16 protein-coding genes and 1 pseudogene are annotated in these 14,837 nt (G+C 52.3%); 14 read left to right on the top strand and 3 right to left on the bottom strand.

From position 1 onward, the window contains the following. Positions 1-5: 5 nt before the first annotated feature. From tssE to tagK, 3 genes are read right to left on the bottom strand one after another with little or no spacing between them, the layout of a single operon-like run. Positions 6-500 (bottom strand): type VI secretion system baseplate subunit TssE, encoded by a 495-nt coding sequence (tssE, locus tag ACLJR2_RS10140; protein ID WP_000108007.1) that lies wholly within the window; start codon positions 498-500, stop codon positions 6-8. Continuing rightward, a complete protein-coding gene (locus ACLJR2_RS10135) occupies positions 497-1,321 on the bottom strand; it encodes a type VI secretion system accessory protein TagJ (RefSeq protein ID WP_000750539.1) in 825 nt (274 codons plus the stop codon). Before ACLJR2_RS10135 ends, tssE begins: the two co-directional genes overlap by 4 nt. Next, positions 1,308-2,210 (bottom strand): type VI secretion system-associated protein TagK, encoded by a 903-nt coding sequence (gene tagK / locus ACLJR2_RS10130; RefSeq protein ID WP_000806671.1) that lies wholly within the window; start codon positions 2,208-2,210, stop codon positions 1,308-1,310. The genes ACLJR2_RS10135 and tagK overlap by 14 nt, the downstream gene beginning before the upstream one ends. 367 nt (positions 2,211-2,577) lie before the next feature. Here tagK and tssH point away from each other — a divergent pair, with 367 nt between their 5' ends. The 14 genes and pseudogenes from tssH to ACLJR2_RS10060 all read left to right on the top strand — a co-directional run bounded on the left by tssH (position 2,578) and on the right by ACLJR2_RS10060 (position 14,778). Beyond that, positions 2,578-5,217 (top strand): type VI secretion system ATPase TssH, encoded by a 2,640-nt coding sequence (gene tssH, locus ACLJR2_RS10125; RefSeq protein WP_000449781.1) that lies wholly within the window; start codon positions 2,578-2,580, stop codon positions 5,215-5,217. A gap of 99 nt (positions 5,218-5,316) precedes the next feature. Beyond that, positions 5,317-5,859: a type VI secretion system contractile sheath small subunit gene (tssB, locus tag ACLJR2_RS10120; protein WP_000996815.1), complete on the top strand. Its 543-nt coding sequence runs from the start codon at positions 5,317-5,319 to the stop codon at positions 5,857-5,859. Positions 5,860-5,882: 23 nt separating this feature from the next. Then, positions 5,883-7,391 (top strand): type VI secretion system contractile sheath large subunit, encoded by a 1,509-nt coding sequence (tssC, locus tag ACLJR2_RS10115; protein WP_000013886.1) that lies wholly within the window; start codon positions 5,883-5,885, stop codon positions 7,389-7,391. A 52-nt stretch (positions 7,392-7,443) separates the two neighbouring features. Further along, complete coding sequence (locus ACLJR2_RS10110; protein WP_001147175.1) at positions 7,444-7,845, top strand: BPSL0067 family protein; 402 nt, start codon at positions 7,444-7,446, stop codon at positions 7,843-7,845. Continuing rightward, on the top strand, positions 7,817-8,242 hold the full coding sequence (locus ACLJR2_RS10105) for an STY0301 family protein (protein WP_001171576.1): 426 nt from the start codon (positions 7,817-7,819) through the stop codon (positions 8,240-8,242). Before ACLJR2_RS10110 ends, ACLJR2_RS10105 begins: the two co-directional genes overlap by 29 nt. Positions 8,243-8,478: 236 nt before the next feature. Next, positions 8,479-8,964: an Hcp family type VI secretion system effector gene (locus tag ACLJR2_RS10100; RefSeq protein WP_000312802.1), complete on the top strand. Its 486-nt coding sequence runs from the start codon at positions 8,479-8,481 to the stop codon at positions 8,962-8,964. 66 nt (positions 8,965-9,030) lie between these two features. Then, positions 9,031-9,225, top strand: a pseudogene (locus ACLJR2_RS10095) (type VI secretion system lipoprotein TssJ); the annotation flags it as partial. 42 nt (positions 9,226-9,267) lie between these two features. Beyond that, a complete protein-coding gene (locus ACLJR2_RS10090; RefSeq protein WP_001081550.1) occupies positions 9,268-9,753 on the top strand; it encodes a type VI secretion system amidase effector protein Tae4 in 486 nt (161 codons plus the stop codon). Then, the gene (locus ACLJR2_RS10085; protein ID WP_000379146.1) at positions 9,738-10,121 is read left to right on the top strand and encodes a type VI secretion system amidase immunity protein Tai4; all 384 of its coding nucleotides are present in this window, start codon (positions 9,738-9,740) and stop codon (positions 10,119-10,121) included. The genes ACLJR2_RS10090 and ACLJR2_RS10085 overlap by 16 nt, the downstream gene beginning before the upstream one ends. Before the next feature lie 142 nt (positions 10,122-10,263). After that, positions 10,264-10,749: an Hcp family type VI secretion system effector gene (locus ACLJR2_RS10080; RefSeq protein WP_000119443.1), complete on the top strand. Its 486-nt coding sequence runs from the start codon at positions 10,264-10,266 to the stop codon at positions 10,747-10,749. A gap of 66 nt (positions 10,750-10,815) precedes the next feature. Next, on the top strand, positions 10,816-11,352 hold the full coding sequence (gene tssJ, locus ACLJR2_RS10075) for a type VI secretion system lipoprotein TssJ (RefSeq protein WP_001045936.1): 537 nt from the start codon (positions 10,816-10,818) through the stop codon (positions 11,350-11,352). A gap of 3 nt (positions 11,353-11,355) precedes the next feature. Beyond that, positions 11,356-12,699, top strand: a complete 1,344-nt coding sequence (tssK, locus tag ACLJR2_RS10070) for a type VI secretion system baseplate subunit TssK (protein ID WP_000118722.1) — start codon at positions 11,356-11,358, stop codon at positions 12,697-12,699. Further along, positions 12,696-14,000, top strand: coding sequence for a type VI secretion system protein TssL, long form (tssL, locus tag ACLJR2_RS10065; protein ID WP_000132483.1), 1,305 nt, complete (start codon positions 12,696-12,698; stop codon positions 13,998-14,000). The genes tssK and tssL overlap by 4 nt, the downstream gene beginning before the upstream one ends. A 4-nt stretch (positions 14,001-14,004) precedes the next feature. Continuing rightward, positions 14,005-14,778, top strand: a complete 774-nt coding sequence (locus ACLJR2_RS10060) for a Rap1a/Tai family immunity protein (RefSeq protein WP_000976546.1) — start codon at positions 14,005-14,007, stop codon at positions 14,776-14,778. Positions 14,779-14,837: the final 59 nt, after the last annotated feature.

Below are 14,837 nucleotides of genomic sequence, written 5' to 3'. Positions count from 1 at the left end.
CTGTATTAAAAGAACGTAATGCGGCTCAGTTCCATATCCAGCGCGCTGCGTACCAGAAACTCCGTGGGATACGGCTGCGTCAGAATTTGTCCGCGAATTTCAAACTGTAGCGTGTTATAGCTACCCTGCCGGGTTTTATCGAGCAAGGGCGTGACCCTGAGTGTGGCGGCGTTCAGCCGGGGTTCGAAACGGATAATGGCGCGCCGGATCGCCTCGCTGATATCGTCCCACTTATGCTCATACATAAAGCTGCCCGCCAGCGGCGGCAGGCCATAGTTGAGCACTGACGCCGCCGCCTGCGGATAGCGCCGGGCGTCGATGTCACCCTCGTGGCTAATGGTATTGAGCAAAAAGGAGAGATCCCGACGAATGATCTCCTTCAGTTGTACCGGCGTGACGCTGATATCCCGGTCAATTTTCTGATACGGAGCATTGTCACACAGCCGATCAAATAGGGTGGGCAGCAGGTGGTTAGCGGGTGTAAAACGAGACGTGCTCATGCGCCATCGTTTTCCTGAGCATGAAAGGTACAATGGGCCATGTCCAGCAGGCTGATATCGCCGTGGCTGGTCAGCCACACTTTCTGCCCCAGCGCCCGCACGGTGGTTTCGCCGGGGCCATCCTGCCAGGCGGTTTCCCGGCACAGACGCAGGGCGTCAGATGCACTTTCCGAACCGCTGTAACGGGTAAAGAGCCAGGCGCCGTGCGTATCGCCATTTATCAGGGTGATATTAACGGGTTTCCACAGCAGATCGGTCAGGCGCGTCGGTTGCGGCGATTCCAGCGAGCGTATTTGCGAAAACGGCAGCCAGATATACACGCCGCCGGTGACCAGCTCAAGTACTGGGCCAAGGCGGGAATCGCTGTCGCTCGCCCAGTCAAATGCGCCGCCGTTCCACTGCCCGCCCGTGTCTGTTATGGCTTCCAGTGCGGTATTACGGTGTTTATCAACCTCACCGGTATCGTCATGACAGGCGAGTGCCGCCAGCAGTGACTCCACCCAAACGGGCTGCGGCAGAAGAAAACCGGGTCGTTGTTCACCCTGAAAAACGGTGCGGCGGAACATTTCGCAGCGAACCAGCTCCCGGTACAGCCGGGCCTCCTGGGTATAATTGGCCTCCATCCTGGCGCATAGCTGAAGCTGGTGTAGCGCCCGCGACCAGTCTCCGGCCACACACAGCAACTGAAACAGGCTGTGGCGGCAGAGCGCTTTCGCCGGATTTTCCCGAACCTGCTGCTCCGCCATCTGAATCCCCTCCGCAATAGAGTATTCCTGTATCAGCGCGGACAGGGTAGCAGGAAGCGTGTCAGTTTTTTTCATGGGCGGTATTTCCATTTTTCTGTGTCGGAGTGATTCGGTAGTGGCTGTCGATGCCAATAATACGATGCTCGCGGCGGGTCAGATCGGGCAGTATCTCGCTATGTGCGGTTTTCCCCGCCTGTTCCGGCGAGAGCAGTTGCAGGATATCGGGCATTGATTCCATCGCCAGCCAGTGCATTTCACCCTCACCGGTCGTGTCCAGCGTATCCAGAATGGCATCAATACCGGGCGCGCCTGCCACCATATCCTGTAACGTGTCGGTGTCGCCCTTTTTATCGTATAACGACGTCAAATCCTGGGTGACAGCGTCTTCATTTCGGGGAAACGGTTTAGGACGGAGGGGCTTTTCCTGCCCGGAGGGCCGCAATGCCTGCTGATATTCCTGGTAAAGCTGGTGTAGCGTGCTATCCGCTTCATGGCCGGTGTAAGAGGGCGCGGTTTCCCGGACGGGAATAATATCGAACGGGTTCTGCGGATTGAGCTGTTGTTGTTTAAACCAGCCCAGATCCAGGTACTCAGCAACGGATTCAGATGACTGAACCAACTGAGGAAACGAAACATCGGGACGGGACTCATCATTGGTGCGGGCAAGGCACCAGGATGACAGACCCCATTCAATCGTATCTCCATCATTCAGCCGCATACGGTGATGAGGTTCCATCACCTGCTCATTGACGGCACAGCACAGTTCAGCAGAGTGATTAACAATCCACCACGCCTCTTCGTGGCGAACAAGACTGAGCGCGATATCGTCTTTCCCATGTTGCTCAAAAAGCGGAATGTAGGGGGCGGCGGCAGTAAATACGATGTATGTCCCTGCGGGATACTGTGCGTTATCCGTTATACCCTGCGACTGTATTTTCCGTAATTCCCACATGTCTTGTTTCATTATGTCCCTTAAATGTATTTATTTTTCTGGAGGAAACGTTTAGGGAGTTTTAATTCATAAATAATTTTAACTAAATTCATAGGGAGTCATTATTGATGACACCCTTTTTATTATTTTCGTCGTGAATGCATTGTTGTATGCATAGATGTCTTTTTTGAAATATTATTCCTTTTAATTCTGCAATTGCGATTTTTATCTTGCTGTTCATTGATTATTTAATATTAACGGCTTAGTTGCTAATTAATCCCTGATCTGTATCATTGTTTTGTTTCGATATTTTTTCGAGGCTATCAATAAAGAATTGTTTATATATTTATATGCATTGATGCATTATTTTTATGAATTTTTATGTCACAAGGCATAACACATGGAAACTCCTGTTTCACGCAGTGCGTTGTATGGAAAACTGGCCGGCCCACTATTCCGGTCGCTGGAATCGGCAACGGCATTTTGCAAACTACGCTCTAATCCCTGGGTTGAGCTGACTCACTGGCTGCACCAGTTAACACAGCAGCCCGATAACGATATTCTCCACGTTCTTCGGCATTACCAGATCCCTCTTTCTGATGTGGAGAAAGCGTTACTCCGGCAACTGGATATGCTGCCCGCCGGGGCCAGCGCCATTAGTGATTTTTCTCACCATATCGATCTCAGCGTTGAAAAGGCCTGGATGCTGGCGAGCGTCCGTTACGGCGATAACAAAATTCGCAGCGGCTGGTTGCTGCTGGCCTTGTTGACCACGCCAGAACTGCGTCGGGTACTGAGCAGTATCTGCGCGCCGCTGGCCACGCTTCCGGTTGATGAACTGACGGAAATACTGCCCTCGTTGATCGAAACATCGCCGGAAGCGCAGGAGCGCCCTTACGACGGCTCCGGCCTGGCATCAGCCATTCCCGGTGAAAGCAGTCAGGCGATTCCCAACGGCGGGCAGGACGGTAAATCCGCGCTGGCAAAATACTGTCAGGACATGACGGCACAGGCGCGCGACGGCAAAATCGACCCGGTGACGGGGCGTGAGCATGAAATCCGCACCATGACGGATATTCTGCTGCGCCGTCGCCAGAATAATCCACTACTGACTGGTGAGGCGGGCGTCGGAAAGACGGCGGTCGTCGAAGGTTTTGCCCTCGCGATTGCGCAGGGGGAAGTGCCGCCCGCGCTGCGGGAAGTACGGCTGCTGGCGCTGGACGTTGGCGCTCTGTTGGCCGGAGCCAGCATGAAAGGCGAGTTTGAATCGCGTCTGAAAGGGTTACTGGAAGAGGCCGGGCGCTCGCCGCAGCCGGTTATTCTGTTTGTCGATGAAGTTCACACTCTGGTGGGCGCGGGCGGCGCATCCGGCACGGGCGATGCCGCTAACCTGCTGAAACCGGCGCTGGCGCGCGGCACCCTGCGGACTATCGGCGCCACCACCTGGAGCGAATACAAGCGCCATATTGAGAAAGATCCGGCGCTGACCCGTCGTTTTCAGGTGTTGCAGATTGCCGAACCGGAAGAGATCCCCGCAATGGAAATGGTGCGTGGTCTGGTGGATACGCTGGAAAAACACCATAACGTACTGATTCTGGATGAGGCGGTACGTGCGGCGGTACAGCTTTCTCACCGCTACATTCCCGCCCGGCAGTTGCCGGATAAGGCTATCAGCCTGCTGGATACCGCCGCGGCCCGCGTGGCGCTGACGCTGCACACGCCGCCTGCCAGCGTACAGTTCCTGCGCCAGCAGCTAAAAGCGGCGGAAATGGAACGGTCGCTGTTGCAGAAGCAGGAAAAAATGGGGATTCAGTCAGATGAGCGGCGCGATGCGCTGACGGCGCGAATTTTCTCGCTCAACAATGAACTGACTGCATCCGAATCTCGCTGGCAGCGGGAGCTGGAACTGGTACATACGTTGCAGGAACTGCGTGTCGCAGAGTCTGATGCTGATGACAAAACCACGCTGCAACAGGCCGAAATGGCGCTAAGGGAGTGGCAGGGCGACGCGCCGGTGGTGTTCCCGGAAGTCAGCGCGGCGGTTGTCGCGGCGATTGTCGCCGACTGGACCGGTATTCCTGCCGGGCGCATGGTGAAAGATGAGGCCAGCCAGGTGCTGGAACTGCCTGCCCGACTGGCGCAACGCGTTACCGGGCAAGACGGCGCGCTGGCGCAGATTGGTGAACGTATTCAGACCGCCAGAGCGGGACTGGGCGATCCACGCAAACCGGTGGGCGTGTTTATGCTGGCCGGGCCGTCCGGTGTCGGTAAAACCGAAACCGCGCTGGCGCTGGCGGAGGCTATCTACGGCGGTGAGCAGAACCTGGTAACCATCAATATGAGCGAGTTCCAGGAGGCTCACACCGTTTCCACGCTGAAAGGCGCGCCCCCCGGCTATGTGGGCTATGGCGAGGGTGGTGTGCTGACGGAAGCAGTGCGTCGCCACCCCTGGAGTGTAGTGCTGCTCGACGAGATCGAAAAAGCGCACCATGACGTCCACGAACTCTTCTATCAGGTGTTTGACAAGGGTGGGATGGAGGACGGCGAGGGTACACATGTCGATTTCAAAAACACCACGCTATTACTCACCACCAACGTGGGTTCCGACCTCATCAGCCAGATGTGTGAAGATCCGGCTTTAATGCCCGACGCTACGGGGCTTAAAGAGGCGCTAATGCCGGAATTACGCAAGCATTTCCCGGCGGCATTTCTGGGCCGCGTGACGGTGATCCCTTACCTGCCGCTGGACGAAACGTCGCGTGGCGTGATTGCCCGTCTGCACCTTGACCGGCTGGTGGCGCGGATGAGTGAACAGCACGGCGTGACGCTGACGTATAGCGAGGAACTGGTCGCACATATTGTGGCGTGCTGTCCAATGCATGAAACGGGCGCGCGGTTGCTGATTGGCTACATCGAACAGCACATCCTGCCGCAACTGTCGCGCTACTGGTTGCAGGCCATGACGGAAAAAGCCGCTATCAGGCAAATTGATATCGGCGTTAATGGTGATGAGCAGATTGTTTTTGAGATCGTTTGCTGAAACCGGCCGTTCGAAGTGTCCGTAGTGCGATTTTAAAAACTGTACCGGTATACCGCTCCCCTTGCGGCAACCAGTTGACTAAAAAGGAAATGAAGGATTATGGCTATCAACAATAGCGCGCAGAAATTCATCGCGCGCAACCGCGCGCCGCGCGTGCAGATTGAATATGACGTAGAGATTTACGGCTCTGAGAAAAAAATCGAGCTGCCGTTCGTGATGGCGGTGCTGGCCGATCTGGCCGGGAAACCGCGTGAAGAACTGCCGCCGGTGACGGATCGCAAATTCCTCGATATTGATATTGATAACTTCAATGAGCGCATGAAAGCCATTGCGCCGCGCGTGGCGTTCGCTGTGCCGAATACGCTGACGGGTGAAGGTCAGTTGATGGTCGATATCACGCTGGAAAATATGGACGACTTTTCGCCGGCACAGATTGCCCGCAAGGTGGACGCCCTGAACCAGTTACTGGAAGCCCGCACCCAACTGGCGAACCTCCAGACCTACATGGATGGCAAGGCCGGGGCGGAAAATCTGGTCAATAAACTGTTGCAGGACCCGACTCTGCTGAAAACGCTGGCGAATGCGCCGAAACCGGCCGCTACCCAGCAAGGTGTGTCAGCGGATAATGAATCAGCGGAATAACGTCGAATTTTTAAGGAATTTTCATGGCAAACAGTAATATGCAGGCAACCGACGCGGTTGCTCAGGATACCGTCTCCGCATCCGGTGAATTTGATGCGTTGCTGAATCAGGCCTTCCGACCCAAGACTACCCAGGCGGCAAAAGCCGTGGAAGCCGCGGTGCAGACGCTGGCGCAACAGGCGCTGGCAAACACGATCACCGTCAGCGATGACGCCTATAAAAGCATCAGCGCTATTATTGCGCAGATCGACTTTAAACTGACCGAACAGATCAAACTGATCCTGCAACATCCCGACTGGCAGAAGCTGGAATCCTCGTGGCGCGGTATGGAGCATCTGGTTTACAACACCGAGACCGACGAAAAGCTGAAAATTCGCTTCATGAATCTGTCAAAAGATGAATTGCGGCGCAACATGAAGCGTTACAAGGGCATCGCCTGGGATCAAAGCCCGATGTTCAAGAAACTGTATGAAGCTGAATACGGCCAGTTAGGCGGCGAACCTTATGGCTGTATCATTGCGGATTACTACTTCGACCATACACCACCCGATGTGGATCTGCTTGGCTCTATCGCCAAAGTCGCCGCGTCGGCCCATGCGCCGTTTATTGCCGGGGCTTCCCCCTCGGTACTGCAAATGGACTCCTGGCAGGAGCTGGCGAATCCCCGCGACCTGACCAAAATCGTCACCCAGAACCTGGAATATGCGCCGTGGAACTCGCTGCGGGCTAGCGAAGACTCCCGTTATATTGGCCTGACGATGCCGCGTTTTCTTGCCCGCCTGCCGTATGGCGCAAAAACCAACCCGGTGGACGAGTTTGATTTTGAAGAAGATGCGGATGGTTCTGACCATACCAAATACGTCTGGAGCAACGCGGCCTACGCGATGGGCGTAAACATCAACCGTTCCTTCAAACACTACGGCTGGTGTACGTTGATTCGCGGTGTGGAATCAGGCGGTGCGGTGGAAAATCTTCCCTGCCATACCTTCCCGACTGACGATGGCGGCGTGGACATGAAATGCCCGACCGAAATCGCCATCTCTGACCGCCGCGAGGCTGAACTGGCGAAAAACGGTTTTATCCCGTTGATCCACCGTAAAAACTCAGACTATGCCGCCTTTATCAGCGCACAATCGCTGCAAAAACCACAGGAATACTACGATCCGGACGCGACGGCCAACGCCAACCTGTCCGCCCGTCTGCCGTACCTGTTCGCCTGCTCGCGCTTCGCTCACTTCCTCAAATGTATCGTCCGCGACAAAATCGGTTCCTTTAAAGAGCGTGAGGATATGCAGCGCTGGCTAAATGAATGGATTATGAATTACGTCGACGCCGATCCGGTGAACTCCTCGCAAGAAACTAAAGCCCGTCGTCCGCTGGCTGCCGCTGAAGTAGTGGTGGAAGAGGTCGAAGGCAATCCAGGTTATTACGACGCGAAATTCTTCCTGCGTCCGCATTTCCAGCTTGAAGGGCTGACGGGATCGCTGCGCCTGGTGACAAAACTGCCGTCAGTGAAGCAGGGCAATGCCTGATGCATTTATTTTGTGAATATATAAATAATATCAGAGGATATTAAGAGAATATATGCCATATGTTTATGCTAATGCAAAGGCTTTACAGGATACAGAAAAGGTAGGAAACCACCATCAGTGTGTTGAACTTATTCAACACTATATACGAGTAGGACAAACGAGTACATGGCAGCAAGGGGCCGCAGTATTTGGAAACAAAAACATTGAAGTCGGGACAGTTATCGCTACTTTTGTGAATGGGCGATATCCGAACCACAATAGTGGCAACCATGCTGCATTTTTTCTGGGGCAAGATGCTGGCGGGATATGGGTGATGGATCAATGGAAAGATGATATCGCAAAACCCCGTGTGTCCAAACGTTATATAAGAAAGTTGCATAATGGAAGTGTTCGTAGTGACGGGACTTATATAAGGATGAGTAATAATGCAGAAGCCTATTTTATCGTTGAATAGCACCTGTATTGTCGGGGGCATTCTGTGGTTACTTCCGGTAATAGTTGTTCATGCCGATGAGATTGTCTGCCCTGCGGTTATTCATTTTTCTCAGGCTCCAATAATTTCCTCAGCGGAAGGATGGAATGTCTCATCCCGTGCAGCGCGTATGTTGAATGATGGTGGTTTTCTTTCGTCTGGCGATCCCAAAGAGCAGGCAGATCTGAAAGGTGAAGATGCAGTCGTTGATGGGAAAAAGGGGCGTCTGTGGGAGATAGACCCGGAGGATAATCGCCGGGGGATCTGGTTCTCATGTAGTTATGGACAGTGGGCTGTTCTGCTTGCCAGAAAAGTTCAGGGAACGGTCGCGACATGCTGGAGCCCGGATGTCTTACCGGCAAAATTGATTTGTAAATAAAATATATAATCTTTATATGAATACTCTGATGCCAGAATACGCATAAAAGATGCCTGTTAATGTTTAAGATTTATTCGTGAAGTAAATACTTCAATAATATTGGCAACGGAAAAAGACAGCCTTCTGTTCTCCTGAAATTACGGGGAAGGGGATTCTGTACGGCAACGGTTTATTTCTGCGCAAATTATCAGGATAAACCAGGTTTATTTTAAGTAAAACTTAATAAGGATATAAAAATGGCTTATGACATTTTTCTGAAAATTGACGGCATCGACGGTGAGTCGATGGATGACAAACACAAAAATGAAATTGAAGTACTGAGCTGGCGCTGGAATATTCATCAGGAATCCACCATGCACGCCGGTAGCGGCCTCGGCTCCGGTAAGGTCTCCGTCACCAACCTGGATTTTGATCACTATATCGACCGCGCCAGCCCGAACCTGTTCAAATACTGCGCCTCCGGCAAGCACATTCCGCAGGCCATTCTGGTTATGCGTAAGGCTGGCGGCAATCCGCTGGAGTACCTCAAGTATACCTTCACCGACCTGATTGTCGCCGTGGTTTCCCCGAGCGGCAGCCACGATGGTGAAATCGCCTCCCGTGAAACGGTCGAGCTTTCTTTCAGCACCGTGAAACAGGAATACGTGGTGCAGAACCAGCAGGGCGGCAGCGGCGGCACTATCACCGCAGGTTACGACTTCAAGGCGAACAAAGAAATTTAACGGCTGTTTTTCCGGCCAGATTTATATCTGGCCGGATTTATTGTTTTGATTTTAAAGGAATTTACAGTGAATAAATGGCGTAACCCCACTCGGCGGTTATGTGCGGTAGCTATGCCTTTTGTACTGCTCCTGCTTTCCGGATGCGGCAGTAGCGATTCGCTACCTGACCCCTAATCGCAGCGGCCTGACTTGAGCGTGAAAGCGTTTTACAAGGTGAATTCTGACAATCAGAAGAAAGCGGCGTCCATGAAGATACGTGTTGAGAATTAATGACCTACACAGAATTTTTAGAGGGTAAGCAAAATGAACAGACCTTCATTCAATGAAGCGTGGTTAGCTTTTAGGAAGGTGAATCATTCCGTCGCTGATGTGGGTAGCATTATTGGTGGAAACGTTGGGAAAAATATAACTGGTGGTTATTTTCAAAATGCCTGCCCTATTCGAATGAGCTATGTTTTGAATGCGACAGGATTCCCAATAGCCCGTAACTCTCCGTATGCAAAGGTTAGTGGTGCCGATAATAAATTCTATATTTATCGCGTGAATGATATGATTGATTATCTTACTCATACTATGGGCAAGCCTGATCTTATTGTTAATAATCCGAAACAGAGTGACTTTATAGGGAAGAAAGGAATTATCGTAGTAAAAGGGCATGGCTGGAGCAATGCCAGAGGACACGTTACATTATGGAATGGCAGTATCTGTTCAGATCAGTGCCACTTATTAAATGATCCAGATAATGGACCATTTGTTCCTGAAGTTGGGACTCTGTGGATACTGCCGTGAAATGGTTAATATTAGTTACTTTCAGCATAAGTGGAATGCTGGTATGGCAGCCATCCTTTGCACAAGAAGCATTGACCACACAATATTCACAGTCGGAACTCTTAAAAAATTGGGCGCTGAGTCATTGTCTGGCATTAGTATACAAAGATGATGTCGTTAAAAACGATGCCAGAGCTACGGCCAGTGCTTACCTTGAATATGGTAAACAATCTGTGGAGATTTACCATGAAATTGATGAGATTGCGAAAAAATATTCAGGGTTGAAATATAACGGTTCGATATCATCAGATTTTAATACCATGAAGTGCATAGATTTTATCCATGACAGGGAATTAAATGAATTAATTAAAAGGCGTGTCGAGAAGTAAAATTCAAAGATATTAAAAGCATACGTTCTCTTGCTCTGATGAATTTATGGGTAAGAAAGAGCTGTACAGGAATAGTTAATCTGTTCACCTAATAAAGCAGATAAATCAGGGCTTAATTTAGGTAGTTAAAAGGATAGTAGATATGTCTTATGACATTTTTCTGAAAATTGACGGCATTGACGGCGAGTCAATGGATGACAAACACAAAAATGAAATTGAAGTACTGAGCTGGCGCTGGAATATTCATCAGGAATCCACCATGCACGCCGGTAGCGGTCTCGGTTCCGGTAAGGTCTCCGTCACTAATCTTTCATTTGAACATTACATCGATCGCGCCAGCCCGAACCTGTTCAAATACTGCTCTTCCGGTAAGCACATTCCGCAGGCCATTCTGGTTATGCGTAAGGCTGGCGGCAATCCGCTGGAGTACCTCAAGTACACTTTCACAGATCTGATTATTGCAATGGTATCGCCCAGCGGAAGCCAGGGAGGGGAAATTGCGTCTCGCGAATCAATTGAACTCTCCTTCAGCACCGTGAAGCAGGAATACGTGGTGCAGAACCAGCAGGGCGGCAGCGGCGGCACCATCACCGCAGGCTACGACTTCAAGGCCAACAAAGAAATTTAACGGCTGTTTTTCCGGCCAGATTTATATCTGGCCGGATTTATTGTTTTGATTTTAAAGGAATTTACAGTGAATAAATGGCGTAACCCCACTCGGCGGTTATGTGCGGTAGCTATGCCTTTTGTACTGCTCCTGCTTTCCGGATGCGGCAGTAGCGATGCGTTACCTGACCTCGAATCACAGCGACTCGACCTGAGCGTGAAAGCCTCCGATAAGGTGAATCCTGACAATCAGAAGAAGGCCGCGCCCATTGAGATTCGTGTTTATGAACTAAAAAATGACGCCGCTTTCACGACAGCCGATTACTGGTCGCTCCATGACAACGACAAATCCGTCCTTACCGACGATTTAGTGCGTCGCGACAGCTTTATTTTGCGTCCCGGCGAAGAGAAAAAACTGCGTCGCCCGCTGAATGCGCAGACCACGGCAATCGGCGTACTGGCCGGATACCGTAACCTGGCCAAATCGGTCTGGCGGGTAACCTACAAAATCCCGGAAGCCCCGGAAAAAGCCTGGTACAGCAGCTTCGTACCGGGGAAAGGAAAAGTGCAGTTGGAGGCGGAACTGGAACAAAGCGCCATTGTAATTACGGAACGGGATAAATGAATTATGAGCTGGAATGACTGCGTAGTCTGGAGTGAAGGACAGTTTTTACTGCCGCAGATGTTTCAGCAGCAAGAGCGTTATCTGGAACACGTCATGCATTACCGCAGCCTGCCGCTGACCCCCTTTTTCTGGGGATTCAGCCACTACAATATTGATGGCGAAGCGCTGAACATCGGTAAACTGATACTGAAAGAGGCATCAGGGATTTTCCCTGACGGCACGCCGTTTAACGCACCGGACCACACCCCGCTGCCGCCGCCGCTGACCATCCTGCCGGAGCACCTGAACCAGCAGATTTGTCTGGCGGTACCGGTACGCGCGCCGAACAGCGAAGAAACCACGTTTGACAATAACCCGGAATCACTGGCGCGTTTCTCGGTACATGAACACGACATCCGCGACGCCAACTCGCTGGGACGTGGCGCGCAGTTATTACAGCTCAGTCACCTGCGCCTGCGGCTGCTGCCGGAAAAAGCGGTGACGGGCGCCTGGATTGGCCTGCCGTTGACCCGCATCACCGGGTTGAACCCTGACGGGCGGATAGATATCGACCACGACCTGATCCCGCCCATCATTAATTATCAGGCCAGTTCACTGATGTGTACCTGGCTGTCGTGGATCAACGATCTCATCCGGATGCGGGCCGATTCGCTGGCGGAACGGCTGACAGGCAGCGACAACCACGGCCATGAAGCAGCGGAGGTCTCCGATTACCTGCTGTTGCAAATTCTCAATCGCTTTGAGCCGCTGTTGACCCACCTGGCGAAAACCCCGCTGGCCCCGGAAGTGTTGTATCGCTACCTGTCCGAACTGGCCGGGGAACTCTCCACCTATGTGCGTCCACAAACGCGACGGCCCGCTGAATACAAAGAGTACAAACACCTGACGCCCTATGCCGGGTTGAAATCGCTGGTTGATGAGGTGCAGTTCCTGCTGAATGCGGTACTGATCCGGGGCGCGCAGCGCATCGAACTGAAAGAGGGGACTTACGGCATCCTGAATGCGGTGGTGGCTCCTTCCGATCTTGCCGATTTCAGCACGCTGGTACTGGCGATAAAGGCTTCAATGCCGACCGATGTGCTACTGCAACATTTTGCCGCCCAGACCAAAATCGGGCCATCCGATCGCCTGCCGGAACTGATCCGCTCGCATCTGCCGGGGCTGGCTTTGCAGGTTCTGCCTGTACCACCGCGCCAAATCCCGTTTCAGGCCGGATACATCTATTACGACATCCGCCGCGAGGGAGCATTGTGGGAACACATTGCCCGTTACGGCGGGATGGCCATGCATACCGCCGGGGAATTTCCGGGGCTGGAGACAGAACTGTGGGGAGTGCGCGATAAATGACAGACAGTACCCTGACGCCGCCAGCGGCGGACATGATGTCCTTTTTGTCCACCACGCCGGAGCATAAGGACAGTGAATATGAAACGCCGGTACACACCAGCCAGCGCACGGAACTCAATGTCATCGTTGAAGACGGTCCGGACAGCAAACTCCGGCTGGCTGAAATCAGCGCGGCGGCTAACCCGTTGCTCGCCGCTGCCCGGCCTTTATTGTGCGCTCTCGCAGCCATGCCCGCTAAACTGGATGCGGCCCTGGTAGAGCCTTACCGTAATCTGTTGGTACGCGAGATGCATCTGTACCAGACATTATGCGATCAGGCGAACCTGCGGCGCGAGCACGTACTGGCGGTACGTTACTGCCTGTGTACGGCGCTTGATGAAGCCGCCAATAACACAACCTGGGGACGGCGCGGCGTCTGGGCCGGAAAAAGCCTGCTGGTAACATTTCATGGTGAAAGCGAAGGCGGGATAAAACTTTTCCAGATCATCGGGCGTCTGGCGGCCAGCTTCCAGGAACATGGCAACGTACTGGAGGTTATCTACCACCTGCTGGGGCTGGGATTTGAAGGCCGCTACAGCGTGCAGCCAGACGGGCGTAAGCAACTGGACAATATTCGTCAGCAATTGCTGACACAGCTTTCACAGCGTCGCGATCCGGTTATGCCCGCGCTCTCGCCTGACTTTCAGGGGGCGATAAGCGGACGACTGCGGCGGATGCGCCGGGTGCCGGTCTGGCTGAGCGCCGGGATAGCCCTGTTGGCGATGCTGACGCTGTTTGGCCTTTACAGCCACCGGATGGATGTGCAGACCGTCACCGTACAACAGCATATTGATGCGATTGGTATAAAACTGCCGCCGCCGCCCGTGCCGGTTCATAAGCTGCGGCTGAAAATCCTGCTGGCAAACGAAATCGCCCGTGGCCTGCTGACCGTGGACGAAGATGACCAGCACAGCCGTGTCGTCTTCCGTGGCGACGCCATGTTTGTGCCGGGACAGAAAACGGTGAGTGACGCAATCCGGCCAGTGATTAACAAAGCGGCGCGGGAAATCGCCCGCGTGGGCGGCGCAGTCACTGTAACGGGTCACACTGACAGCCAGCCCATTCATTCGGCTGAATTCCCATCCAACCTGGTGCTGTCGGAAAAACGGGCGGCGGAAGTTGCGGCGTTGCTGACCTCCGGCGGCGTACCTGCCGGACGGGTACATATCGTCGGCAAGGGCGATACGGTGCCGGTGGCGGATAACGGCAGTAAAGCCGGGCGGGCGAAAAACCGTCGGGTGGAAATTCTGGTAGTGGAGTGAATGAATGATGAAAAAATCAACCTATGATGTGTCTCATCATTCGGCAGTATGTGGCGTGACGGGGGATTATTATCGGATCTCAGCGACATATCACATAAAACGATCTATCCGTGTTTTTTTGATCATTTTATGTTGTTTATTACCCGGTGGCGTTTTTGCCGGGTCCCTGATTAACGCAGGATTCATTTCCCCCGATAATGTCAACCTCAGTATACGGGATTTTCTGGGATTTTATGCCAGTGATAACTTACAGGAAAAAGATAATACACTGATGTATGTGTTGGGGGTAGCGGATGCCACAGAAGGTAAGACGTGGTGTGGATATGGTCAGGTTGACAGTATAACAATAAACCATACTGTGCTGGCCTGGCTTGATCGGTACTCTGTGAAAAAGCCTGATGCAAGAGCTTCGGTGCTGATAGAGGAAGCATTAGTTAAAAATTTCCCCTGTCAGGGGACTGAACCCTCCGTAAAAATTGCTTCCCGGTCATCTCCTGTGTTATCCCTGACGCCGGATGCGCTTAATCTTTCAGGTAATGACTTTTTTAAATTTTGGGTATCTGGTAATCAACGGGATAAACTCAGGGCGGGTATCTATCTGCTTGGCGTGGAGGATGCAACGGAGAAAAAACTATGGTGTGGATACGATTTATTTAAGACGCTAACATTAAATGAAATTGTCTATGTTTTTCTTAAAAATAAAACACATAAAGAACTTAATTCTCGCGCGGCTGAACTTATCATAAATAAATTAATAGAGTATCCCTGTAATATATAAAATCATTCAAGTTGCATCAAGGCGGCAAGGGAGTGAATCCCCAGGAACGTACATTAGTT

The organism is Salmonella sp. SAL03688 (assembly GCF_046551895.1).
Classification (GTDB): Bacteria; Pseudomonadota; Gammaproteobacteria; order Enterobacterales; family Enterobacteriaceae; genus Salmonella; species Salmonella enterica.
The sequence above is the reverse complement of the archived record's forward strand: the minus strand, read 5'-3'. Positions and strand labels throughout refer to the sequence as shown.

Bases quoted from the DNA above. Each gene is read 5' to 3' on its own strand.
- tssE (WP_000108007.1), bottom strand. From the start codon at position 500: ATGAGCACGTCTCGTTTTACACCCGCTAACCACCTGCTGCCCACCCTA.
- ACLJR2_RS10135 (WP_000750539.1), bottom strand. From the start codon at position 1,321: ATGAAAAAAACTGACACGCTTCCTGCTACCCTGTCCGCGCTGATACAG.
- tagK (WP_000806671.1), bottom strand. From the start codon at position 2,210: ATGAAACAAGACATGTGGGAATTACGGAAAATACAGTCGCAGGGTATA.
- tssH (WP_000449781.1), top strand. From the start codon at position 2,578: ATGGAAACTCCTGTTTCACGCAGTGCGTTGTATGGAAAACTGGCCGGC.
- tssB (WP_000996815.1), top strand. From the start codon at position 5,317: ATGGCTATCAACAATAGCGCGCAGAAATTCATCGCGCGCAACCGCGCG.
- tssC (WP_000013886.1), top strand. From the start codon at position 5,883: ATGGCAAACAGTAATATGCAGGCAACCGACGCGGTTGCTCAGGATACC.
- ACLJR2_RS10110 (WP_001147175.1), top strand. From the start codon at position 7,444: ATGCCATATGTTTATGCTAATGCAAAGGCTTTACAGGATACAGAAAAG.
- ACLJR2_RS10105 (WP_001171576.1), top strand. From the start codon at position 7,817: ATGCAGAAGCCTATTTTATCGTTGAATAGCACCTGTATTGTCGGGGGC.
- ACLJR2_RS10100 (WP_000312802.1), top strand. From the start codon at position 8,479: ATGGCTTATGACATTTTTCTGAAAATTGACGGCATCGACGGTGAGTCG.
- ACLJR2_RS10090 (WP_001081550.1), top strand. From the start codon at position 9,268: ATGAACAGACCTTCATTCAATGAAGCGTGGTTAGCTTTTAGGAAGGTG.
- ACLJR2_RS10080 (WP_000119443.1), top strand. From the start codon at position 10,264: ATGTCTTATGACATTTTTCTGAAAATTGACGGCATTGACGGCGAGTCA.
- tssK (WP_000118722.1), top strand. From the start codon at position 11,356: ATGAGCTGGAATGACTGCGTAGTCTGGAGTGAAGGACAGTTTTTACTG.
- tssL (WP_000132483.1), top strand. From the start codon at position 12,696: ATGACAGACAGTACCCTGACGCCGCCAGCGGCGGACATGATGTCCTTT.
- ACLJR2_RS10060 (WP_000976546.1), top strand. From the start codon at position 14,005: ATGATGAAAAAATCAACCTATGATGTGTCTCATCATTCGGCAGTATGT.